Source organism: Rahnella sp. 1L-D-7-B-C2, from assembly GCF_057290995.1.
In genome coordinates this window covers 41,647-63,803 of the sequence record NZ_JBXAVQ010000008.1, presented here as the reverse complement: position 1 = coordinate 63,803, position 22,157 = coordinate 41,647, and the positions used below count along the sequence as shown (strand labels likewise).

Genomic DNA, 22,157 nt, shown 5'->3' with positions numbered 1-22,157 from the left:
TGCAGAAAGTTAACTAAAAATATCGCAGGAAGAATAACTAATCATTCTGAGTTAGCGAGAAAAAGAAGGCGGGTGATGTTATTTTCAGATTTTGTGCGAATTAATTTCCATTAAACAGAATTTAAAGAATTAATAGAAAGTGGTAAGTCGTTATAATAAGAGATGCGCCCTGAGACGCATCTCTTTATTTATTATTTCCCTGCGGCGATGCGCTCGCGAATATGTTTGGCACGCGCTTCTGACGACGGGTGATCGTCAAACCAGCCGATGCTGCTACCCTGATCCAGTTTCGCTAATTTATCGAAGCTGGTCGCCAGACCGGTCGGATCGATGCCGCGTTTTTTCAGCAGATCGAAAGAGTAATCGTCGGCTTCGGATTCCTGCTTTTGGGAGAACTGGGCATTAACATATTTCTCGCCCAGATCCGCGAGCTGCGACTGTGACAGCGTGGCGCTGACGCCGCCGAGTGAGGAAATCGCTGAGCGTGCTGCCGTTGCGCTGTACGCCACCTGCATGGCTTTGCGGGTGTGGCCGAGGGCGACGTGGCCCATTTCGTGGCCAAGAACGCCTTCGACTTCATTATCGTTCATCATATCCATCAGACCGCTGTAGACGCGGATACAGCCGTTAGCCATCGCCCAGGCGTTGACGTCTTTGGTCACGTAGACCTTGTAGTTGGCCGGTGTGCCGTTGATGTTGTCGCCCAGCGCGGCGGAGATTTTTTTCAGACGCTGTGCATACTCGCTGCTGTCTGGTGCGATTTGCGCTTTTTTATCCATCTCTTCGCACGACTGAACGCTGAGGGTTTTCACATCAGCGTCGCTCAGGGTATACGCCTGATAAGCCTGCGCGCCGGATTGCATTAAAGTATCGGTATTCACTGTTGCACAACCGCTCACCAGAGTGGTGGCCAGCAGGCTCAACATTACAGGATGAAATTTCATCAATTCAGGTTCCCAGAAAAAGTGAAAAAATCAGTCAATGAAGCCTGAAAAAGGCTCTCATTGTAAGAATAGCGTTAAGGTAGGATTTTCGCAGTGCCCGATCTATAGTGTAAGTCCGAAAAAACGCACTGATTTAAAAGCGTATTCTGTGAACTTCATCACGTGAGTGATTAGAGATTGCCGATTTAATGCCGAGTCTGAGAAAATGACTTCCTTGACTGCTTTATTAATCCGACCTGGAGTAGAACATGTCCTCTCGTAAAGAGCTTGCGAACGCAATCCGCGCACTTAGTATGGATGCCGTGCAGAAAGCGAATTCCGGCCACCCTGGCGCCCCTATGGGCATGGCTGACATTGCCGAAGTCCTGTGGCGTGACTACCTGAACCATAACCCGACTAACCCAAACTGGGCTGACCGCGACCGCTTCGTGCTGTCCAATGGTCATGGTTCCATGCTGATTTACAGCCTGCTGCACCTCACAGGCTATGATCTGCCGATCAGCGAACTGGCAAACTTCCGCCAGCTGCACTCCAAAACCCCAGGCCACCCGGAATACGGTTATACCGCTGGCGTTGAAACCACTACCGGCCCGCTGGGTCAGGGCATCGCCAACGCCGTCGGTTTTGCTATTGCAGAACGCACGCTGGCTGCGCAGTTCAACAAACCAGGCCACGACATCGTTAACCACCAGACCTACGCATTCCTGGGTGATGGTTGCATGATGGAAGGCATTTCTCACGAAGTGTGTTCACTGGCCGGTACGATGAAACTCGGCAAACTGACCGCATTTTATGATGACAACGGTATTTCCATCGATGGCCACGTTGAAGGCTGGTTCACCGATGACACCGCTAAACGTTTCGAAGCGTACGGCTGGCATGTCGTCCGTGGCGTTGACGGTCACAACCCAGACTCGATCAAAGCCGCTATCGAAGAAGCGCACAGCGTCACCGATAAACCTTCCCTGCTGATGTGCAAAACCGTGATCGGTTTCGGTTCGCCGAACAAAGCCGGTACGCACGATGTGCACGGTGCCGCACTGGGCGCAGCTGAAGTTGCCGCGACCCGTGAAGCGCTGGGCTGGAAATATGCTGCGTTTGAAATTCCACAAGATATCTACGCACAGTGGGATGCGAAAGAAGTCGGCAAAGCCAAAGAAGCCGCATGGGACGAGAAATTCGCCGCCTATGCCAAAGCACATCCTGAACTGGCAAAAGAGTTCAAACGTCGTGTGAACGGCGAGCTGCCAGCTAACTGGGAAGCGGACGCACAGAAATTTATCGAAGAGCTGCAGGCAAATCCTGCCAATATCGCCAGCCGTAAAGCATCTCAGAATGCGCTGGAAGCTTTCGGTAAAGTCTTACCAGAATTCCTGGGCGGGTCTGCTGACCTGGCACCAAGCAACCTGACTATGTGGTCTGGTTCCAAGTCTATCGGTGACGATCAGGCGGGTAACTACATCCATTACGGCGTGCGTGAATTCGGTATGACTGCTATCACCAACGGTATCGCGCTGCACGGCGGTTTCCTGCCGTACTCTGCGACCTTCCTGATGTTCGTCGAATATGCGCGTAACGCCGTGCGTATGGCAGCTCTGATGAAGATCCGCAATGTGTTCGTCTACACCCATGACTCCATCGGTCTGGGCGAAGACGGCCCGACGCACCAGCCGGTTGAGCAAATCGCCAGCCTGCGCGTCACGCCAAACATGAGCACATGGCGTCCGGCTGACCAGGTTGAATCTGCGGTTGCGTGGAAATACGCCATCGAACGCAATGACGGCCCGGTTACCCTGATCTTCTCCCGTCAGAACCTGACCCAGCAACCACGTACCGCTGAGCAGCTGGCAAACGTGGCGCGCGGTGGTTACATCCTGAAAGATTGCGACGGCACGCCTGAGGTTATCCTGATCGCGACCGGTTCAGAAGTCGGTATCACCGTAGAAGCCGCAGACAAACTGGCCGCGGCGGGCACCAAAGTGCGCGTTGTATCCATGCCGTCTACCGATGCCTTCGACAAACAGGACGCGGCTTACCGTGAATCCGTCTTGCCGAAAGCGGTTTCCGCGCGCGTTGCGGTGGAAGCGGGTATCGCTGACTACTGGTTCAAATACGTTGGCCTGAACGGCGCTATCGTCGGCATGCACAGCTTCGGCGAGTCAGCTCCGGCAGACCTGCTGTTCAAAGAGTTCGGTTTCACTGTTGATAACGTAGTTGCGCAAGCACAGTCGTTGTTGAAGTAATTCCATTCTTTAGTGAATCTCAAAAGCACCTTCGGGTGCTTTTTTTACATCCTGATACCCTGAGCAGGCTTGCAGTTTCCTTGCTAAATGACACAGGTCAAACCGTTCACAGGTGAACCTCGTTACACTCGCTTAATTCTGAAACTGTTTTAATGTTTCGGTTTTTGAGAGGAATCACTGTCTGAAACGTGATGAAAAAGTAAAATCACTGTGAATGCGCGGATTTGTATGGTGTTTTTTTAAGCGATCGAAGCGATTCGCACGGTGAAATTCCTGGAATTATTCCTTTTAGACATAGTTTCGTTTATTCTCAGCTGAACCGTTTCAGTCAGGCTATTTGAGCTTATCGTCGTCACCACGTAGTTAACGTGGAGGAAAAGGACACTTTTCTGAGGCACGTATTGTGCGAACCGATGATGATGGTTATTCACCGTAAACGCACGCTGCATTACTATAGGTGTTACTGATATTGAGTAACAACCGTGTAACAGGGAGAAGTATGCCAATACGTATTGCAATTAATGGCTTTGGTCGCATTGGCCGTAGCGTATTGCGCGCGTTATACGAATCCGGGCGTCGGGCGGAAATCTCCGTTATCGCTATCAATGAAATTGCCAGCCCTGAAGGCATGGCCCATCTGCTTAAATACGACTCCAGCCACGGGCGCTTCGCCTGGGATGTCCGCCAGGAAGGTGAAAACCTTTACGTCGGCGATGACTCCATCCGATTATTCCATCAACCTGATGCCAGCCAGCTGCCGTGGGGCGAGCTAAGTATAGACGTCGTGCTCGATTGCACCGGCGTTTACGGTAGCCGCGCAGACGGCGAAACTCAGCTTGAGGCCGGAGCCAAAAAAATTCTGTTCGCGCATCCGGGCGGTCACGACCTCGACGCCACCGTGGTGTACGGTGTTAACCACCAGTTGCTCGAACGCCAGCACCGCATTGTGTCCAATGCGTCCTGCACTACCAATTGTATTATCCCTGTGATCAAGCTGCTCGACGATGCCTACGGCATTGAGTCCGGTACCGTAACGACCATCCACTCTTCGATGAATGACCAGCCGGTTATCGACGCCTACCACGCCGATTTACGCCGTACGCGCGCCGCCAGCCAGTCCATTATCCCGGTCGATACCAAGCTTGCCGCGGGGATCACGCGCATCATGCCGAAGTTCTGCGATCGCTTTGAAGCGATCTCCGTGCGTGTGCCGACCATCAATGTCACAGCCATTGATTTGAGCGTATTTGTCGAGGGTTCAGTGACGGTTGACGAGGTGAACCAGCTGCTGCAAAAAGCCGCAATGGGCGCTTTTCGTGGTATAGTTGACTATACCGAACTACCATTAGTCTCGACAGATTTTAACCACGATCCCCACAGCGCCATTGTTGATGGAACGCAGACGCGGGTAAGTGGAAAGCACCTGATAAAAACACTGGTCTGGTGCGATAACGAGTGGGGCTTTGCCAACCGAATGTTGGATACAACATTGGCAATGTCCGCTAGCGGTTTCTAGTACGGTTGTTGCGGCCCTTCCTGGCCGAAACTGCCTTCAAGCAACTTTAAAGAGAATCAACGAGAGGATTCACCATGTCTGTTATTAAGATGAGCGATCTGGATTTAGCAGGTAAGCGCGTATTGATCCGTGCGGATCTCAACGTGCCGGTTAAAGATGGCAAAGTAACGTCAGATGCACGTATCCGCGCTTCTTTACCTACCATCGAAATTGCCCTGAAACAAGGTGCACGCGTGATGGTTACCTCGCATCTGGGTCGTCCGACTGAAGGCGAATATAACGAAGAGTTTTCTCTGCTGCCGGTTGTTAACTACCTGAAAGAACATCTGAAATCTCCAGTTCGCCTGGCGAAAGACTACCTTGATGGCGTTGAAGTTGCAGAAGGCGAGCTGGTTGTTCTGGAAAACGTTCGCTTTAACAAAGGCGAAAAGAAAGACGACGAAGCGCTGTCCAAAAAATATGCTGCCCTGTGTGACATCTATGTGATGGACGCCTTCGGTACAGCGCATCGCGCACAAGCTTCTACCCACGGCGTCGGCAAATTTGCCCCAATCGCGTGTGCGGGTCCTCTGCTGTCAGCTGAGCTGGAAGCACTGGGCAAAGCACTGGGTAATCCGGCGCGCCCAATGGTGGCGATCGTTGGTGGTTCTAAAGTGTCTACCAAACTGACCGTTCTGGATTCCCTGTCCAAAATCGCTGACCAGCTGATCGTTGGCGGTGGTATTGCGAATACCTTTGTTGCTGCACAAGGTAACAACGTTGGTAAATCCCTGTACGAAGCGGATCTGGTTGATACAGCAAGCAAACTGCTGGAAACCTGCGATATTCCTGTTCCTACAGACGTTCGTGTGGCCACTGAGTTCTCTGAAACAGCCGTCGCTACCGTGAAGTCTGTTAAAGACATCAAAGATGACGAACAAATTCTCGACATGGGCGATGAGTCTGCTTACCGTCTGGCTGAGATCATCAAAAACGCCAAAACCATTCTGTGGAATGGCCCGGTAGGCGTGTTCGAGTTCCCTAACTTCCGCAGAGGAACCGAAATTGTGGCGCAGGCCATTGCTGACAGCGAAGGTTTCTCTATCGCAGGCGGCGGCGACACTTTAGCGGCTATCGATCTGTTCGGTATCGCTGACAAAATTTCCTATATCTCCACTGGCGGTGGCGCATTCCTCGAGTTCGTTGAAGGGAAAGCACTGCCAGCGGTTGTGATGCTGGAAGAGCGTGCTAAGAAGTAATGAACCCTGAACAGGAAACATAGGGTTTCCTGTTCTTCTTTGCCGCGCGAGGGGCTGCACAGTGGAACTCGCGCGACATAGCAAACCGATTCAATCCATCTACGGCCGACGAATACAGGACAAAGAACTATGTCTAAAATTTTTGATTTCGTAAAACCAGGCGTTATCACTGGTGATGATGTACAGAAAGTTTTCGCTGTTGCTAAAGAAAACAAATTTGCTCTGCCAGCGGTTAACTGCGTAGGCACCGACTCTATCAACGCCGTTCTTGAAGCTGCTGCGAAAGTTCGTTCCCCGGTTATCGTTCAGTTCTCTAACGGCGGCGCTGCGTTCATCGCAGGCAAAGGCCTGAAAACTGACGTGCCGCAAGGCGCTGCAATCCTGGGTGCAATCTCTGGCGCACACCACGTGCATCAGATGGCAGAACATTATGGCGTGCCGGTTATTCTGCACACCGACCACTGTGCTAAGAAACTGCTGCCATGGATCGACGGTCTGCTGGACGCGGGTGAAGCTCACTTCGCCAAAACCGGTAAGCCACTGTTCTCTTCACACATGATCGACCTGTCTGAAGAATCTCTGGAAGAAAACATCGAAATTTGCAGCAAGTACTTAGCTCGCATGGCAAAACTCGATATGACTCTGGAAATCGAACTGGGTTGTACTGGTGGTGAAGAAGATGGCGTAGACAACAGCCATATGGATGCTTCTGCACTGTACACTCAGCCGCAAGACGTTGATTACGCTTACGAAAAACTGAACGCTATCAGCCCGCGTTTCACTATCGCTGCGTCATTCGGTAACGTACACGGCGTGTACAAACCAGGTAACGTTAAACTGACTCCAACGATTCTGCGCGATTCTCAGGAATACGTTTGCAAGAAACACAACCTGCCACACAACAGCCTGAACTTCGTGTTCCACGGCGGTTCTGGTTCTACTGCAGCAGAAATCAAAGAATCTGTAGGCTACGGTGTTATCAAAATGAACATCGATACCGACACCCAATGGGCAAACTGGGACGGTATCCTGCAGTTCTACAAGAAAAACGAAGCTTACCTGCAAGGTCAGTTGGGTAACCCGGAAGGCGCGGACAAACCTAACAAGAAATTCTATGACCCACGCGTATGGCTGCGTTCTGCACAGTCTTCCATGGTGACTCGCCTGGAACTGGCATTCAAAGAACTGAACGCGATCGACGTACTGTAATTCTTATCCTTCTGGTGCTTGACCACCGGAATGTGAGGATCATAACCAAAGGGGCTTCGGCCCCTTTTTTAATGTCAGCTTTCCGGCCACAATAGCCCGTCCTGCGCGTTCCCGTATGAATCCCCCGAAGAGAGAGCCATGAAGCCAAAATCTGTCACCCTCGATGATGTTGCGCGCCACGCCGGTGTTTCTTATCAGACCGTTTCCCGCGTGCTTAATCAGGCGGCGCACGTCTCGACCAAGACCCGAGACAAAGTCGAGAAGGCGATGGCTGAGCTGAACTACGTGCCGAACCGCGTGGCGCAGCAGCTGGCGGGTAAACAAAGTTACACGCTGGGGCTGGCGACCACCGAACTGGCGCTTCACGCACCGTCGCAAATTGCCTCGGCGGTGAAAACCCGCGCCAATCAGTTAGGCTTTAACGTGGTGATTTCTATGACGGACAACCTGAGCCTGTCTGCCTGCCGCACGGCGGTGAGCGAGCTGATGTCACAACGCGTCGATGGCGTGCTGATCAACGTGCCGCTGTCCAACGATAGTGCGGATGCAATAGCGCAGATGTGCGGCAACTTACCGGCGCTGTTTCTGGATGTCGATCCGCAGGCTGAGGTGTTCAAAATTTTGTTCGATCCGCACTGCGGGGCAGAACAGGGCGTGGAACATCTGCTGACACTCGGGCATCAGCAAATTGCGTTACTGACCGGTCCGCTTGAATCCATTTCTGCACGTCTGCGCTATGAAGGCTGGCTGGAGACACTGGCAAAGCACGATGTGACGCCCTGTGCGGTGCAGCACGGCGACTGGAGCGCGGCATCCGGCTACCAGCAGGCATTGTTATTATTGAACCAGCCTGCGCGACCTGGCGCGATTCTGGTAGCCAACGATCAGATGGCGCTCGGCGTGTTGCGTGCGGTACATGAGTATGGCCTGCGCGTGCCGGAGCAAATCTCGGTCATCGGGTATGATGATACGGAAGACAGCGCATTTTTCTTCCCGCCGCTGACCACCATCAAACAAGATTTCCGCCTGCTCGGGCATGAAAGTGTTAATCGTCTGGTTGATCACCTGCACACCCACGGCGATCGTCGCCGCTCATCGCTGTTACTGCCGACCTCTCTGGTAGAGCGCCACACCACGGCGGCACCCGGTGAAAAGCCTGTTTCACAGGAGGCATTGTCCCAGGAACTGATCCGCATCGCACGACAGCTCAGCGCGCTGTAATTCTCAAAATCAGAACGTACTGACGCGGAATTTGTGATCCGCGTCCCTTTCCTGCTTCCCTTCGCTTTACTTACTGCCTCGTGTTACGCATCTTAATTTATATTGTGAGCGCATAACAATTTTACAGAGGATTAACGATGAGTACATCAGGGGACGAAAAACTGTCATCGCTGGCCGTGGTTTTGGCCCGTCGTGACTGGGAAAAACCAGCATCGACGCAGCTCAACCGCCTTGCGGCGCATCCACCATTTAACAGCTGGCGTAATAGTGCCGAAGGCAGAGAGAATCACGCATCTTCCAGTCTTCGCTCACTGAACGGTGAGTGGGGGTTTAGCTATTTCCCTCGTCCCGAAGCCGTACCGGAACAGTGGCTGCAACAGGATTTGCCTGATGCTGACCGTGTTCAGGTGCCGTCAAACTGGCAACTGGCAGGATATGATGCGCCGATTTATACCAACGTTCAGTATCCGATCCCAGTCAATCCGCCATTTGTGCCAGAAGAAAACCCCACCGGTTGTTACTCGCTCACACTTGATGTGGATAACACCTGGCTGGGCAGCGGCCAGACGCGCATCGTTTTCCACGGTGTCAATTCAGCGTTCTATTTATGGTGCAACGGCCAGTGGATCGGTTATTCGCAGGATAGCCGTTTGCCAGCGGAGTTCGACCTCAGCGGTGTGCTGCGCGGCGGCGAAAACCGTCTGGCGGTGATGGTGCTGCGCTGGAGCGACGGCAGCTATCTGGAAGATCAGGATATGTGGCGCATGAGCGGGATTTTCCGTGACGTCGTTCTGATGCACAAACCGGCGGAGCAGATCACTGATTATCAGGTGCGCACGCATCTGTTCCACAATTTCACGCAGGCCGAACTGGAAGTGCAGATCAGCGCCGCCGTACCGCAGGAAATGGCGGCGGATTATCAGGTCCGCGTCCAGCTGTGGCGCGGCGATGACGCCATCGCAGAACATACGCAGCCGCTCGGCAGTGAAATCATTGACGAACGCGGCAATGCGTTTGATAAAACGACCGTGCGCCTGCCGGTCAGCCAGCCAGCGTTATGGAGTGCGGAGCAGCCAGCGCTGTACCGCGCGGTGATTTCCCTGATGTCGCCGACCGGTGAATTGATCGAAGCTGAGGCCTGCGACGTCGGATTCCGTCAGGTGGAAATCAGCAACGGCCTGCTGAAAGTGAACGGCCATCCGGTGCTGATCCGCGGAACCAACCGCCATGAACATCATCCTGAAAATGGTCAGGTGATGGATGAAGCGACCATGCGCCGTGACATCGTGCTGATGAAACAACACAACTTCAATGCGGTGCGCTGTTCGCATTATCCGAACCATCCGTTGTGGTACCGACTTTGCGATGAGTACGGCCTGTACGTAGTTGATGAAGCCAACATCGAAACCCACGGCATGCAGCCTATGAACCGTCTGTCAGACGATCCCGTCTGGTTCAACGCATTCAGCGAGCGCGTCACCCGTATGGTTCAGCGCGACCGCAACCATCCGTGCATCATCATCTGGTCACTGGGTAACGAATCCGGCCACGGCGCGAACCATGACGCCATGTACCGCTGGATCAAATCCGTCGATCCGACGCGTCCGGTGCAGTATGAAGGCGGCGGCGCAAACAGCGCGGCAACCGACATTATCTGCCCGATGTATTCCCGTGTGGAGCAGGACCAGCCATTCCCGGCGGTGCCGAAATGGTCGATCAAAAAGTGGATCAGTATGCCTGACGAAACGCGTCCGCTGATCCTCTGCGAGTACGCCCACGCGATGGGCAACAGCTTTGGTGGTTTCGATAAATACTGGAAAGCCTTCCGCCAGTTCCCGCGTCTGCAGGGCGGATTTGTCTGGGACTGGGTTGATCAGAGTTTGCTGCGTACCGGCGAAGACGGTGAGCGTCATATGGCTTACGGCGGTGATTTTGGTGATACACCGAACGACCGTCAGTTTTGCATGAACGGTCTGGTATTCGCCGACCGCACGCCGCATCCCTCGCTGTTTGAAGCGCAGCGCGCACAGCAGTTCTTCCAGTTCTCACTGGTCAGTACCGCGCCCCTGATGCTGCAAATTCAAAGCGAATACCTGTTCCGCCACAGCGATAACGAGCAGCTGGTCTGGCGTATTGAGCGCGATGGCGAAGTGATTTCACAGGGTGAGGCCGCGCTGAATATTGCACCGAACGGTACTCAGATCCTGGATCTCGGGCAGATCCCGCAGGCGAAAGGCGATTTATGGCTAAATGTTGCCGTGCATCAGCCGCAGGCGACGGCGTGGTCAGAAGCCGGACATCGCAGCGCGTGGGATCAGTGGCAACTGCCGCAGGCGCTGAGCCTGCCGGTGTCGGAAAATATTACCGCGGCTGCGCCGGTTCTCGATGTGCAGGGTGATCAGATTTTTGTTGTGCACGGCACTCAGCGCTGGCAGTTCAGCCGGCAGACCGGTTTGCTGGAGCAGTGGTTCGATGGTAAAACGCCGCGCCTGCTTTCTGCGCTGCGCGATCAGTTTGTGCGTGCGCCGGTGGATAACGACATCGGCGTCAGCGAAGTGACTCGCATCGATCCGAATGCGTGGGTGGAACGCTGGAAAGCCGCCGGAATGTATCAGCTGGAATCGCGCACGCTGAGCGTGCTCGCCGATCAGTTAGAAGATCGCGTGGTTATTGTTGCCAGGCATGCTTTCCTCGCAGGTGACGAAACCCGTGTGCTGAGCAACAAGGTTTACCGCGTTGATAATCAGGGGGAATTGCTTATCGACGTGGATGTGCGCGTCGCCTCTAACGTGCCGTCACCGGGGCGCATCGGTATGACTTGCCAGCTGGCGGACACCGCAGAGAGTGCGAGCTGGCTGGGGCTAGGGCCGCATGAGAACTACCCTGACCGTCGTCTGGCCGCGCAACACGGCCGCTGGACGTTACCGCTGACAGAGCTCTACACGCCTTACGTCTTCCCGACGGAAAACGGCCTGCGCGGCGACACCCGTGAACTGGATTACGCCGGATGGCAGTTGCGTGGCAATTTCCACTTTGGCCTGAGCCGCTTCAGCCTGCAACAGCTGATGGACACCAGCCATCGTCACCTGTTGCGCGCAGAGCAGGGCACCTGGCTGAATGTCGACGGCTTCCATATGGGCGTCGGCGGCGATGACTCGTGGAGCCCGAGCGTCAGCCCGGACTTCCTGCTGACTGCCGGTCATTATCATTACGCCTTCACCTGGAAACGATCCTGATATCCCGCGCCGTGGCGTTCATCCGCTGCGGCGCAGCATTCCGTCGCAAGGAAACTGCAAATGAATTACATGAAAAATACCAATTTCTGGATGTTCGGGCTGTTCTTCTTTTTCTACTTTTTCATCATGGGGGCCTATTTCCCGTTCTTCCCGATCTGGCTGCACGACATTAATCAGATCAGCAAAAGCGATACCGGGATTATCTTCGCCAGCATTTCGCTGTTCTCATTACTTTTCCAGCCGGTATTTGGTTTGCTCTCGGATAAGCTGGGGCTTAAAAAGCACCTGCTGTGGATCATTACCGGTATGCTGGTGCTGTTTGCGCCGTTCTTTATCTACGTGTTTGGCCCGTTGCTGAAAGTGAACATCTATCTGGGATCGGTGGTCGGCGGGATTTATCTCGGGCTGATTTATAACGCCGGTGCGCCAGCGATTGAAGCCTATATCGAAAAGGTCAGCCGCCGCAGCAGCTTTGAATTTGGCCGTGCGCGGATGTTCGGCTGTGTCGGCTGGGCGCTTTGCGCGTCGGTGGTCGGTATCATGTTTACGATTAACAACGAGTTTGTGTTCTGGCTCGGTTCTGGCTGTGCGGTGATCCTCGCCATTCTGTTGCTGATAGCCAAACCGGAAGTGACCTCCAGTGCGCGGGTGGCAAACGATCTGGGCGCAAATACCAAACCCTTTAGCCTGAAAATTGCCCTTGAGCTGCTGAAAGACCGCAAACTGTGGTTCCTGGCGCTTTACGTGATCGGCGTCTCCTGCACCTATGACGTTTTCGATCAGCAGTTCGCCAACTTCTTCACCTCGTTCTTTGCTTCCTCATCGGAAGGGACACGCGTCTTCGGTTACGTCACCACCATGGGCGAATTGCTAAACGCCTGCATCATGTTTTTCGCACCGCTTATCGTGAACCGTATCGGTGGCAAAAATGCACTGCTGCTGGCAGGGATGATCATGTCCGTGCGCATCATCGGATCTTCGTTTGCCTCTTCGCCTGTCGAAGTGGTGGTGCTGAAAACGCTGCACATGTTTGAAGTTCCGTTTTTGATCGTCGGCTGCTTCAAGTACATCACGTCAGTGTTTGAAGTGCGCTTCTCGGCGACGATTTATCTGGTGACCTTCTGCTTCTTCAAGCAGGTAGCGATCATGTTTATGTCGGTGTTTGCCGGGAATATGTATGACCGTATCGGGTTCCACGGTACTTATCTGATCCTCGGTCTTATCGCGCTGACCTTCACCGTGATTTCAGCCTTTACGCTGAGCGGACGCGGCCCGTTGCAGGCTTTCAAAACGCCAGAGCCGTTGAAGAATCACCCCGCAAATTCCTAATTTCACTGGGATCTTACCCTGAAATTGGCACTTCATCGCATTGTTAGTTAACCTTAACCCAAAGTTGCTGCCCGTATATCGGGCAGCTTTGGTTTCTTATCACCCGTCAGGGTAATTTTTTGGGGTAATTAAATGGATGATTTGAACGTTGTGGGCAGCATTAACAATGCGGGCAACTGGTTAGTGAGAAATCAGGCTTTACTGATCCATTACGCCGTCAATATCGTTGCGGCAATCTTTATTCTCATCATTGGTCTGATCGTCGCTCGCGTGTTATCTGGCGCTGTCAGCCGCGTGATGAAACTGCGCGGTATCGATCTGACCGTCTCTGACTTCCTCGCCGCTCTCGTGCGTTACGCCGTTATCGCCGTCACGCTGATTGCCGTTCTGGGGCGCGTGGGTGTGCAGACCGCATCGGTCATCGCCGTTCTCGGTGCCGCAGGTTTGGCCGTAGCATTGGCCTTGCAGGGATCGCTGGCAAACTTTGCCGCAGGCGTGCTGCTGGTCATCTTCCGTCCGTTCCGTGCTGGTGAATATGTCGATCTCGGCGGCGTGGCCGGTACTGTGACGCAGGTGCAGATTTTCTCCACTACGTTAGTTACCCCAGATGACAAAATGATCGTGGTACCGAACGGTAAAATCATCGCCGGTAACATTATCAATACGTCACGTGAGCCAAACCGTCGTACCGAAATCGTGGTGGGCGTGGGTTATGAATCTGATATTGATCAGGTGAAAAAAGTTTTGGGCGATATCATCGCGGCGGACAAACGTATCCAGCATGAAAAAGGCGTTACCGTGCGTCTGAATGAAATGGGCGCTTCAACGCTGAACTTTGTGGTACGTGTCTGGAGTTCCAACGGCGACGCTCAGGAAGTTTACTGGGATCTGCTGGAAGCCTTCAAACGTGCGCTTGACGAGAACAAAATCAACATCGCTTACCCGCAGATGGACGTGCATTTGCATCATGTTGCAGATGCCGCTGCCAGCCAGCAGGAAGAACAGGGTTCAATCGAAAGAAAGGGCATCGCGGAATAACGCGCGATTTGCCGGTAAAACTCAGGCGCCTGCGGGCGCCTTTTTCATATCCCAATCGATGGATTCCCCTGATAAGCTAACCTAATGGGGGATTAGAATTATCCATTTCCTCTAATGCCATCAATACCCTTACACTGCGCGCATTCTCTCTGACTGACTGTTTAAAGGATGACGACGTGCTGTCTATTTTCCTGCAAGGACTGGCGATGAGCGCCGCAATGATTTTACCGATTGGCCCGCAGAATGCGTTTGTGATGAACCAGGGCATTCGCCGCCAGTATCACTTGATGATTGCCGGATTATGCGCGCTGAGCGACATCGCGCTCATCTGTGGCGGCATCTTTGGCGGTAGCGCGCTGTTGAGCAAATCACCGCTTTTACTGCTGCTGGTGAGCTGGGGCGGCGTGGCATTTTTACTGTGGTACGGCTGGGGCGCGTACCGTACGGCGTTCAGCAAAAATCCTGAACTGGCGCAGGCCGAAGTGGCAAAGCAAAGCCGCTGGAAAATTGTGGTCAGCATGCTGGCCGTGACCTGGCTGAATCCGCACGTATACCTCGATACCTTCGTGGTTCTCGGCAGTCTCGGCGGCAGCCTGAATGCCGATGAACGCTCATGGTTCGCGCTCGGCGCGGTCAGTGCGTCGGTCATCTGGTTCTTCGGGCTGGCTATCCTCGCCGCCATGCTGGCGCCGTGGCTGAACACCGGCAAAGTGCAGCGGGTGATCAACTTTATCGTCGGCACCATTATGTGGGGCATTGCCATTCAGCTGGCGCGGCAGACCGGTGTACTTTAAGTTCGCCGGATAAACAGGTTTTTGTCACTAATCTTAGTTTCTGTTGTAACGGATTATGCTACGGTTTCGCAGTTAATACGTTTATTGCCATATCTTTGATGATTAATGGAGGCACTGTGAAACTGAAAGCATTGACTGTAGCAGCGATGTTGGGATTAGGGACATTACCACTGACGTTGAAGGCGGCAGAATTACCTGCCGGACCGCACGTTGTGACCTCAGGAACGGCGAGCGTTGACGCTACGCCAGATATTGCCACGCTGGCGATCGAAGTGAACGTCTCTGCGAAAGATGCCGCAAGCGCCAAGCAACAGGCCGATGCGCGTGTAGCGGAATACTTTGCTTTCCTGCAGAAAAATGGCATTGAGAAGAAAGACATCAATGCAGCGAATTTACGCACTCAGCCGGAATACGACTACCTGAAAGATGGAAAGTCACAGCTTAAAGGCTACCGTGCGGTGCGTCAGGTGCAGGTGACATTGCGTCAGCTGGATAAACTGAACGAACTGCTGGATGGTGCGCTGAAATCGGGTCTGAATGAAGTCCGTGCCGTCGAACTGGGCGTTGCGAATCCGGATCGTTTCCGTGACGAAGCGCGACAGAAAGCGATTGATAACGCCACGCAGCAGGCGAAATCATTGGCCGAAGGTTTCCATACCAAACTGGGGCCGGTTTACAGCATTCGCTATCACGTCGCTAACTACCAGCCGATGCCGGTCGCGCGGATGTACAAAACCGCCGAAGCCGCAGGCCAGAGCGATGTGGCACAGACTTACGAACAGCAAAGCATTCACTTTGACGATCAGGTTGATGTGGTGTTTGAATTGCAGCCGCAAGCTCCTGCTCCTGCTCAGTAAACATAAAGCTGTAAAAATGAAAAAACCCGCTCCGGCGGGTTTTTTGTTTCTGGCTGGATCGTCAGTCAGTCCTGACGCAACACCTGATGGCCGTGCGCCAGCAGGGCGTCGGTGACTTTGCGCATCATGCGGCTTTCCGGGGCGAAACGATGCCAGTACAGCATCCTGCGTTGGAACAGGCCCGGCGTCAGGTCGATCAGCTCGCCACTCTCCAGCTCTTTCTCGATTTGCAGATGCGGGATCATGCAGCAGGTGGTGCCCTGACGCGCCAGTTGCACGAAGGCTTCCGACGAGTTCACGATATGACAAGGCACGCTGCCCGGCGACAAATCAAAGTTCTGCTGTAAAAAAGCCTGATGCATATCGTCAAGATGGTCAAACGCCACCGCCGGCGCTTTCAGCAGCGCGGAGCGGGTGACGCCATTGGGGAAGTAGCGGTCGGCGAACGGTTTCGAACCAACGAACAGGTAATCGAGCGCGCCCAGCTGATCAACCAGACAGCTCGGCAACGGTTGCGGCTGGATACTCACCGCACCGACCACTTCACCACGGCGCAGACGCTCCTGCGTCCGGGTTTCATCTTCAACTTGTAAATTCAGGCGAATAGGGGAATCGACCAGCACCGATTTCAGCGCCGGTAACAGCCAGGTAGCGAGACTGTCGGCGTTGACCGCCAGCGAGAGCAGCAGCGGCGTATCATTGCTGTCGCTATTACTGTCACTGCCCAGCCACTCTTCTTCCAGCAGCTCGACCTGATGCAACAACGCCAGCAATTTTTGCCCCTGTTCGGTCGGGCGCGGTGGCACGGTGCGCACCAGCAAAGGCTGGCCGAACAGATTTTCCAGTTGTTTAATGCGCTGTGAGACCGCCGATTGAGTGATGCAAAGCTTCTGTGCCGCGCGCTCAAAACCGCGCTCACGGATCACCGCGTCCAGTGCCTGCAACGTTCTATAATCTGGGCGTTTCATCGGAGTTCTGTCCCTTGGATTTTATTTTATCCAAACACTATGCCACAGATTGTCAGGTTTTGTGGTGAGGAAAATCTTTGCGTTTGCAGCGCGATTGCACTGAATAAGTGTGATCTCGCTACGGCGTTGTTTATCCCAATCACCCTGACTTGCTTTATAATCACCGGCACTTTCGGGTTATCAGACAGAGAAGCCATTATGACGCAGGAAGAATTGAAGAAAGCAGTCGGCTGGGCCGCACTGGATTACGTTACGCCGGGCACCATCGTCGGTGTAGGTACCGGATCCACCGCCGCCCATTTCATTGATGCACTCGGCTCAATCAAAGGGCAAATTGAAGGCGCAGTTTCCAGTTCCGACGCGTCTACCGAGAAACTGAAAAGCTTAGGTATTCACGTTTTCGACTGCAACGAAGTGGATTCGCTGGATATCTACGTTGACGGTGCCGACGAAATCAACGGCTTCATGCAGATGATTAAAGGCGGCGGCGCTGCGCTGACCCGTGAAAAAATCATTGCTGCGATTGCGAAAAAATTCATCTGTATCGTCGATGCGTCCAAGCAGGTCGATGTGCTGGGTAAATTCCCGCTGCCGGTAGAAGTCATACCGATGGCGCGATCTTACGTGGCGCGTGAGCTGGTAAAACTTGGCGGCCTGCCGGAATATCGTCAGAACGTGCTGACCGACAACGGCAACGTGATCCTCGACGTGCACAATCTGAACATTCTTGATGCCGTCGCGATGGAAAATAAGATCAACAATATTGCCGGAGTCGTGACCGTCGGTCTGTTTGCTAACCGTGGCGCGGATGTTGCGCTGGTCGGCACTTCGGAAGGCGTTAAAACTGTTACGCTGAAATAACTCAGCGATAAGCAGAAGATCTGGCTGCTGTGTTAAAGGCAGCCAGACACACGTCTGTCATAACGCAATGTTATGAAGATGATAATTTTCTGACTGAATCATCTTTTCTTCAAAAGCCTGAATTCGGTGACTTATGTCACATTTCCGATAATCTCCTCCTGAACGTTTGGCGCAGTAAAATCTAACCAGCATGAAATGCTAAAAACCCTCTGTCACGGTGAGCCTTCTGCTACCGGTCAGGCAATCGTTTGTATTGATGATGGCGGATTTTTTGTTATGTTGGCTGTGAGTAATCACCTCGCAGTTCGAATTCAGCCAGAAAATTATAGGGTCGGGAAATGGCAAAAGTATCACTTGAGAAAGACAAGATTAAATTTTTGTTAGTGGAAGGCGTCCACCAAAGTGCGGTTGATACCCTCCGTGCAGCGGGCTACACCAATATTGAATTTCACAAAGGTGCTTTGGATACGGAATCGCTGAAAGAGTCGATCCGTGATGCGCACTTTGTTGGGCTCCGATCGCGTACTCAGCTGACCGAAGAAGTTTTCCAGGCAGCAGAAAAACTGGTGGCTGTGGGGTGTTTCTGTATCGGCACCAATCAGGTTGATCTGAAAGCAGCCACGCGTCGCGGTATTCCGGTCTTTAACGCACCGTTCTCTAACACCCGTTCGGTTGCCGAAATGGTGCTGGGCGAAATGTTGCTGATGATGCGCGGCATTCCTGAAGCGAACGCAAAGGCCCACCGCGGCATCTGGAACAAACTGGCTGTCGGTTCGTTCGAAGCGCGCGGGAAACGTCTGGGGATCATCGGTTACGGCCATATCGGCACACAGCTGGGTATTCTGGCGGAAAGCCTGGGGATGCGTGTCTTCTATTACGACATCGAAAGCAAATTGCCGTTAGGGAATGCGCAGCCGATTGCTTCTCTGGAAGAACTGCTCAACACCAGCGACGTTGTGACGCTGCACGTGCCCGAAACCCGCAACACCAAAGACATGATTTCTGAAGTGCAGCTGTCGCAGATGAAGCCGGGCGCACTGCTGATCAATGCGTCACGCGGCACCGTGATCGACATTCCTGCGTTATGCAACGCACTGCGCAGCAAACATCTGTCTGGTGCGGCGATCGATGTCTTCCCGGAAGAACCGGCGACCAACAGCGATCCGTTCAATTCACCGCTGTGTGAGTTCGACAACGTGCTGCTGACACCGCATATCGGTGGCTCCACCATGGAAGCGCAGGAAGGTATCGGTCTGGAAGTGGCAGGTAAACTGTCTAAATACTCTGATAATGGTTCTACATTGTCAGCGGTTAACTTTCCGGAAGCGTCTTTGCCGGCACACACCGAGAAAGCCAGCCGTTTGCTGCATATCCACGAAAACCGTCCGGGCGTGCTGACCAGCATCAACCAGATTTTCGCCGAGCAGGGGATCAACATTGCAGCACAGTACCTGCAAACCAGCCCTGAAATTGGGTATGTGGTGATTGATGCAGAAACGGATATCGCGACGCTGACTACCGCGCTGCAACTGATGAAGGCCATTCCGGGAACGATTCGTGCCCGTCTGCTTTACTGATCGCATCAGCTGAAACAACCAGGCCGCCGAAAGGCGGTTTTTTTTGTCTGGTATCAGGGAGTTTTGGGTTTCGTGGGCCCTCTAACGACAATTCAAAATCTCATCAGAAGAAGCAGGGCGATCAGGCCGCAGAGGATCAGAGAGGAAAAGGTGATTTCGAACTGGTAGCGTCGCAGCATCTTGCGGTACCTCAGGGCAGAAAATGGATAAAAAAACACCCGGCGGACCGGGTGTCAGATTATCAGTCTGGATACCGGGTCAGTGAAGGCACTCACCCGGAAATCTTAGTCAGACTTATGCAGCTGGTGTTGCTTTTGCAGCAGGAGCCGCTTTCTTAGCGTGTTTTACGTGTTTTTTAGCAGCCTGGGCTTTCTGAGCAACCGGTGCTGCTTTCTTAGCGTGTTTCACGTGTTTTTTAGCAGCCTGAGCTTTCTGAGCAACCGGCGCTGCTTTCTTAACGTGTTTTACAGGTTTTTTAGCAGCCTGGGCTTTCTGAGCAACCGGCGCTGCTTTCTTAGCGTGTTTTACAGGTTTTTTAGCAGCCTGGGCTTTCTGAGCAACCGGTGCGGCTTTCTTAGCGTGTTTTACGTGTTTCTTAGTCGCTTGCGCTTTCTGAGCAACTTTCTTGTGAGTCTTGTGTTTAGTTACGTGCTTGGCGGCAGGTGCGGCCGTTGTTGCGGTGGCAGCAGGCGCCGGAGTTGCTGTTGTTTCAGCAGCGAAAGCGACAGAAGACAGGCCCATTGCAGCGGCTACAACCAGAGCTAATACTTTTTTCATCGTTAATTCCTCAAGGATTTTTAGTTTATGTGTCTACCCCACTGCGGGGCCGATGAAAGGATAATAGGCGCGTCGAACTCGATTGTCCGTGAGTGATTGGTTTCGGCGTGTAACGGTATGTATAAACTCTAAAAACATTACTTTTCAGTTATTTGAAATGGATCTTGAACGCATTTAGGCACTTTATACAATGTTAGTTACAACATACTTTGGTTTTTAGAGAGATAAACAGAAGGAAGTGAGCATTACCACGTCCAGACGTTGCCCGGCGTAATCACTTCCGGCAATGGCACATCCCAGTGCTCAACCGGTAACTCCTCTACTTTCTGGCAATCATGGGCTAAACCAATCGGATAAGGCCCGCCGTTCTGCCAGTGCTCCAGCGTACGGTCATAAAAACCGCCGCCCATGCCCAGGCGCTGGCCGTGGTTATCGAACGCCACCAGCGGTGTCAGGATAATATCCAGCTGCGCGAGGGGAAGAACCTGTGTGACGTCCAGCCGTGGTTCGAGAATTTTAAGACGATTACGTACAAGCGGTGTTTGCGGCGTATAGCGCAGAAACAGCAGATGATGAGATGAAAACGGATGCAACACCGGCAGGCACAGCTGTTTGCCCTCTTGCCATAAACGCTGAATCAGCGGTGCGGTGTCCAGTTCTCCGTCAAAAGACAGAAATACGGAAACAGTCGTCGCAGAGCGGATGTTAGGATGTGACGCAACGCGTTCTGCGGCCTGAAGGGCAAAATGAGTTTGCTGTTCAGGAGTCAGATTTTTTCTGCGTTGGCGTATTTCGGTGCGAAGTTGTTGTCTGGCTGAAGCGAACTGAGGTGTGTGCAACGGTGTGTGCAACATAGATACATGAACCAGAAAGGAATGTACCGAAAAGAAAGGGGAATCTCCGAGATGCCGTCGCAGGCTGTAACCCTTGAACCCATGGTTCAAGGTGAACGTGCTGTCGCAATCTTTAGGCTTCTCGGACGGACCGAGCATGCGCACCGATTGCGGATCATCACATTCTGTTGGTACTAATTATCGGCTCAGGGGACGGGCCCGCTGGCGAACATCTCAGAGAAATTTTTTACCGTTTCTGACTGCCTGTGACCAGCAAATCAGCAACGTGTGTTATTCGAAAGGCGCCCCTTCACGTTCAGAGATCCGGCCTTGTTCGAGCAGTGCCTGCTCGATGGTTTGTTGCAGCATCCGGATACGTTGTTCCATATTGGATGCGTAATCGCGAGTTTTCAACCTTTCCTGAGCAAGTTCGTGACATACGTTCAATGCCGCGATGAAAACCAGTTGCTCTGTATTGGTGACTCTAGTGCGAACTTTCAGATCTTGCAACCGCTGATTAAGATCTTCAGCTGCCAGATTCAGTGCTTCCTGTTGTTCTGGCGGACAATTCACCCGTAAAGAGCGACCAAAAATTTGAATATCTACTGGTTGTGCAGACATGCCACCTTCCTGCTAATTTATTCGTCCGCCCCAACGTGACCACTACGACCTGGCGCAGGATGTTGGAAGCGGGCGCCACTATAACTATCTCAATACCAGGTTACAACCCCGTGGCTGACTGACTGCTGCCCGATTGTTCAGAGTGAGTTATTCAACCCTCAGTGTGCCTGAGACAGGCTGCTAATCTGGTACTACGACAGACCTTGGTGGTAGCATAACACGAACTTATCCAGCCAACGATGGCGAATGCGCATGTCTATTGAGAATACTTACCCAACTTACGATTCGTTGGATCAAAACCTGAAACAACAATCGGTTGCTTTGACCGCAGCAGAAATGCACGGGTTGATCAGTGGTTTACTGTGCGGTGGCAACCGCGACGGTAGCTGGTTAACGCTGGTGCATGATCTGACTAATGAAGGCATGGCCTTCCCGCACACGCTGGCCGATTTGCTACAGCAACTGCGTAAAGTGACATCAGATACTCTGGAAGATGACAGTTTCGAATTCAAAATCATGATGCCTGATGATGATAAAAGCATCTTCGAGCGCGCCGACGCGCTGGCGGGCTGGGTCAACCATTTCCTGCTGGGTCTCGGCATGATGCAGCCCAAACTCGCTAAAGTGAAAGGCGAAGTCGGCGAAGCCATCGACGATTTGCGTAGCATCGCGCAATTAGGCTACGACGAAGATGAAGATCAGGAACAATTGGCGCAGTCTTTAGAAGAAGTGGTGGAGTACGTCCGCGTGGCAGCCATCCTGTGCTTTGGTGAATTTGGCCATAGCCTGCCAACCGCCCCGGAAAATCCGCGTACATTGCATTAAGTTTTTCATGAATTGTTCTTAGCAAGTATTGTTCTTAACACAATAAATTAAAACGATTTCAGGAGAGCAG

At 52.9% G+C, this 22,157-nt stretch carries 18 protein-coding genes and 1 other RNA gene; 13 read left to right on the top strand and 6 right to left on the bottom strand.

Annotation, left to right across the window (positions count from 1 at the left end; all coding sequences use genetic code 11):
- Window positions 1-191: 191 nt before the first annotated feature.
- Window positions 192-944: a metalloprotease LoiP gene (gene loiP, locus AC0Z7K_RS14630; RefSeq protein WP_413527950.1), complete on the bottom strand. Its 753-nt coding sequence runs from the start codon at window positions 942-944 to the stop codon at window positions 192-194.
- Window positions 945-1,192: 248 nt separating this feature from the next.
- Between loiP and tkt the strand changes: the two genes are divergently transcribed.
- From tkt to AC0Z7K_RS14580, 10 genes are all read left to right on the top strand, one after another.
- Window positions 1,193-3,187, top strand: coding sequence for a transketolase (gene tkt, locus AC0Z7K_RS14625; RefSeq protein WP_485615002.1), 1,995 nt, complete (start codon window positions 1,193-1,195; stop codon window positions 3,185-3,187).
- Window positions 3,188-3,686: 499 nt separating this feature from the next.
- On the top strand, window positions 3,687-4,703 hold the full coding sequence (gene epd, locus AC0Z7K_RS14620) for an erythrose-4-phosphate dehydrogenase (protein ID WP_413527952.1): 1,017 nt from the start codon (window positions 3,687-3,689) through the stop codon (window positions 4,701-4,703).
- A gap of 74 nt (window positions 4,704-4,777) precedes the next feature.
- Entirely contained in the window at window positions 4,778-5,941 is a 1,164-nt protein-coding gene (gene pgk / locus AC0Z7K_RS14615; protein WP_056773202.1) for a phosphoglycerate kinase, read from the top strand.
- A gap of 129 nt (window positions 5,942-6,070) precedes the next feature.
- The gene (fbaA, locus tag AC0Z7K_RS14610; RefSeq protein ID WP_413527953.1) at window positions 6,071-7,150 is read left to right on the top strand and encodes a class II fructose-bisphosphate aldolase; all 1,080 of its coding nucleotides are present in this window, start codon (window positions 6,071-6,073) and stop codon (window positions 7,148-7,150) included.
- Window positions 7,151-7,288: 138 nt separating this feature from the next.
- Window positions 7,289-8,371 (top strand): LacI family DNA-binding transcriptional regulator, encoded by a 1,083-nt coding sequence (locus tag AC0Z7K_RS14605; protein WP_485615001.1) that lies wholly within the window; start codon window positions 7,289-7,291, stop codon window positions 8,369-8,371.
- Window positions 8,372-8,508: 137 nt separating this feature from the next.
- Window positions 8,509-11,607 carry a beta-galactosidase gene (locus tag AC0Z7K_RS14600; protein ID WP_485615000.1) on the top strand — a complete coding sequence of 1,033 codons (3,099 nt, stop codon included), beginning with the start codon at window positions 8,509-8,511 and terminating at the stop codon, window positions 11,605-11,607.
- 60 nt (window positions 11,608-11,667) lie between these two features.
- Complete coding sequence (locus tag AC0Z7K_RS14595; protein WP_485614999.1) at window positions 11,668-12,936, top strand: oligosaccharide MFS transporter; 1,269 nt, start codon at window positions 11,668-11,670, stop codon at window positions 12,934-12,936.
- Window positions 12,937-13,068: 132 nt separating this feature from the next.
- Window positions 13,069-13,974, top strand: coding sequence for a small-conductance mechanosensitive channel MscS (gene mscS, locus AC0Z7K_RS14590; protein ID WP_485614998.1), 906 nt, complete (start codon window positions 13,069-13,071; stop codon window positions 13,972-13,974).
- Window positions 13,975-14,150: 176 nt separating this feature from the next.
- Complete coding sequence (argO, locus tag AC0Z7K_RS14585) at window positions 14,151-14,768, top strand: arginine exporter ArgO (protein WP_485614997.1); 618 nt, start codon at window positions 14,151-14,153, stop codon at window positions 14,766-14,768.
- 116 nt (window positions 14,769-14,884) lie between these two features.
- Window positions 14,885-15,625, top strand: coding sequence for an oxidative stress defense protein (locus AC0Z7K_RS14580; protein ID WP_485614996.1), 741 nt, complete (start codon window positions 14,885-14,887; stop codon window positions 15,623-15,625).
- Window positions 15,626-15,690: 65 nt separating this feature from the next.
- Here AC0Z7K_RS14580 and AC0Z7K_RS14575 read toward each other — a convergent pair whose 3' ends face one another.
- Window positions 15,691-16,593, bottom strand: a complete 903-nt coding sequence (locus AC0Z7K_RS14575) for a LysR family transcriptional regulator ArgP (RefSeq protein WP_056773177.1) — start codon at window positions 16,591-16,593, stop codon at window positions 15,691-15,693.
- A gap of 198 nt (window positions 16,594-16,791) precedes the next feature.
- Here AC0Z7K_RS14575 and rpiA point away from each other — a divergent pair, with 198 nt between their 5' ends.
- Both rpiA and serA read left to right on the top strand, forming a co-directional pair.
- Window positions 16,792-17,454 carry a ribose-5-phosphate isomerase RpiA gene (gene rpiA / locus AC0Z7K_RS14570; RefSeq protein WP_413527973.1) on the top strand — a complete coding sequence of 221 codons (663 nt, stop codon included), beginning with the start codon at window positions 16,792-16,794 and terminating at the stop codon, window positions 17,452-17,454.
- Between the two features lie 338 nt (window positions 17,455-17,792).
- Window positions 17,793-19,031: a phosphoglycerate dehydrogenase gene (gene serA / locus AC0Z7K_RS14565; RefSeq protein ID WP_485614995.1), complete on the top strand. Its 1,239-nt coding sequence runs from the start codon at window positions 17,793-17,795 to the stop codon at window positions 19,029-19,031.
- A gap of 294 nt (window positions 19,032-19,325) precedes the next feature.
- Here serA and asr read toward each other — a convergent pair whose 3' ends face one another.
- The 4 genes from asr to zapA all read right to left on the bottom strand — a co-directional run bounded on the left by asr (window position 19,326) and on the right by zapA (window position 21,262).
- Window positions 19,326-19,808 (bottom strand): acid resistance repetitive basic protein Asr, encoded by a 483-nt coding sequence (asr, locus tag AC0Z7K_RS14560; protein ID WP_485614994.1) that lies wholly within the window; start codon window positions 19,806-19,808, stop codon window positions 19,326-19,328.
- A 245-nt stretch (window positions 19,809-20,053) separates the two neighbouring features.
- Window positions 20,054-20,662, bottom strand: a complete 609-nt coding sequence (locus AC0Z7K_RS14555; RefSeq protein WP_485614993.1) for a 5-formyltetrahydrofolate cyclo-ligase — start codon at window positions 20,660-20,662, stop codon at window positions 20,054-20,056.
- A 39-nt stretch (window positions 20,663-20,701) separates the two neighbouring features.
- Window positions 20,702-20,885: non-coding RNA, 6S RNA (ssrS, locus tag AC0Z7K_RS14550), on the bottom strand.
- Between the two features lie 47 nt (window positions 20,886-20,932).
- The gene (gene zapA, locus AC0Z7K_RS14545) at window positions 20,933-21,262 is read right to left on the bottom strand and encodes a cell division protein ZapA (RefSeq protein WP_013576788.1); all 330 of its coding nucleotides are present in this window, start codon (window positions 21,260-21,262) and stop codon (window positions 20,933-20,935) included.
- 252 nt (window positions 21,263-21,514) lie between these two features.
- Between zapA and AC0Z7K_RS14540 the strand changes: the two genes are divergently transcribed.
- Entirely contained in the window at window positions 21,515-22,087 is a 573-nt protein-coding gene (locus AC0Z7K_RS14540; protein WP_413527977.1) for a YecA/YgfB family protein, read from the top strand.
- Window positions 22,088-22,157: the final 70 nt, after the last annotated feature.

Excerpts from the sequence above, each read along its gene's own strand:
- serA (WP_485614995.1), top strand. The coding sequence starts at position 17,793 with ATGGCAAAAGTATCACTTGAGAAAGACAAGATTAAATTTTTGTTAGTG.
- AC0Z7K_RS14600 (WP_485615000.1), top strand. The coding sequence starts at position 8,509 with ATGAGTACATCAGGGGACGAAAAACTGTCATCGCTGGCCGTGGTTTTG.
- AC0Z7K_RS14605 (WP_485615001.1), top strand. The coding sequence starts at position 7,289 with ATGAAGCCAAAATCTGTCACCCTCGATGATGTTGCGCGCCACGCCGGT.
- loiP (WP_413527950.1), bottom strand. The coding sequence starts at position 944 with ATGAAATTTCATCCTGTAATGTTGAGCCTGCTGGCCACCACTCTGGTG.
- zapA (WP_013576788.1), bottom strand. The coding sequence starts at position 21,262 with ATGTCTGCACAACCAGTAGATATTCAAATTTTTGGTCGCTCTTTACGG.
- AC0Z7K_RS14595 (WP_485614999.1), top strand. The coding sequence starts at position 11,668 with ATGAATTACATGAAAAATACCAATTTCTGGATGTTCGGGCTGTTCTTC.
- AC0Z7K_RS14555 (WP_485614993.1), bottom strand. The coding sequence starts at position 20,662 with ATGTTGCACACACCGTTGCACACACCTCAGTTCGCTTCAGCCAGACAA.
- rpiA (WP_413527973.1), top strand. The coding sequence starts at position 16,792 with ATGACGCAGGAAGAATTGAAGAAAGCAGTCGGCTGGGCCGCACTGGAT.
- AC0Z7K_RS14540 (WP_413527977.1), top strand. The coding sequence starts at position 21,515 with ATGTCTATTGAGAATACTTACCCAACTTACGATTCGTTGGATCAAAAC.
- epd (WP_413527952.1), top strand. The coding sequence starts at position 3,687 with ATGCCAATACGTATTGCAATTAATGGCTTTGGTCGCATTGGCCGTAGC.
- asr (WP_485614994.1), bottom strand. The coding sequence starts at position 19,808 with ATGAAAAAAGTATTAGCTCTGGTTGTAGCCGCTGCAATGGGCCTGTCT.
- fbaA (WP_413527953.1), top strand. The coding sequence starts at position 6,071 with ATGTCTAAAATTTTTGATTTCGTAAAACCAGGCGTTATCACTGGTGAT.
- AC0Z7K_RS14575 (WP_056773177.1), bottom strand. The coding sequence starts at position 16,593 with ATGAAACGCCCAGATTATAGAACGTTGCAGGCACTGGACGCGGTGATC.
- pgk (WP_056773202.1), top strand. The coding sequence starts at position 4,778 with ATGTCTGTTATTAAGATGAGCGATCTGGATTTAGCAGGTAAGCGCGTA.
- tkt (WP_485615002.1), top strand. The coding sequence starts at position 1,193 with ATGTCCTCTCGTAAAGAGCTTGCGAACGCAATCCGCGCACTTAGTATG.
- mscS (WP_485614998.1), top strand. The coding sequence starts at position 13,069 with ATGGATGATTTGAACGTTGTGGGCAGCATTAACAATGCGGGCAACTGG.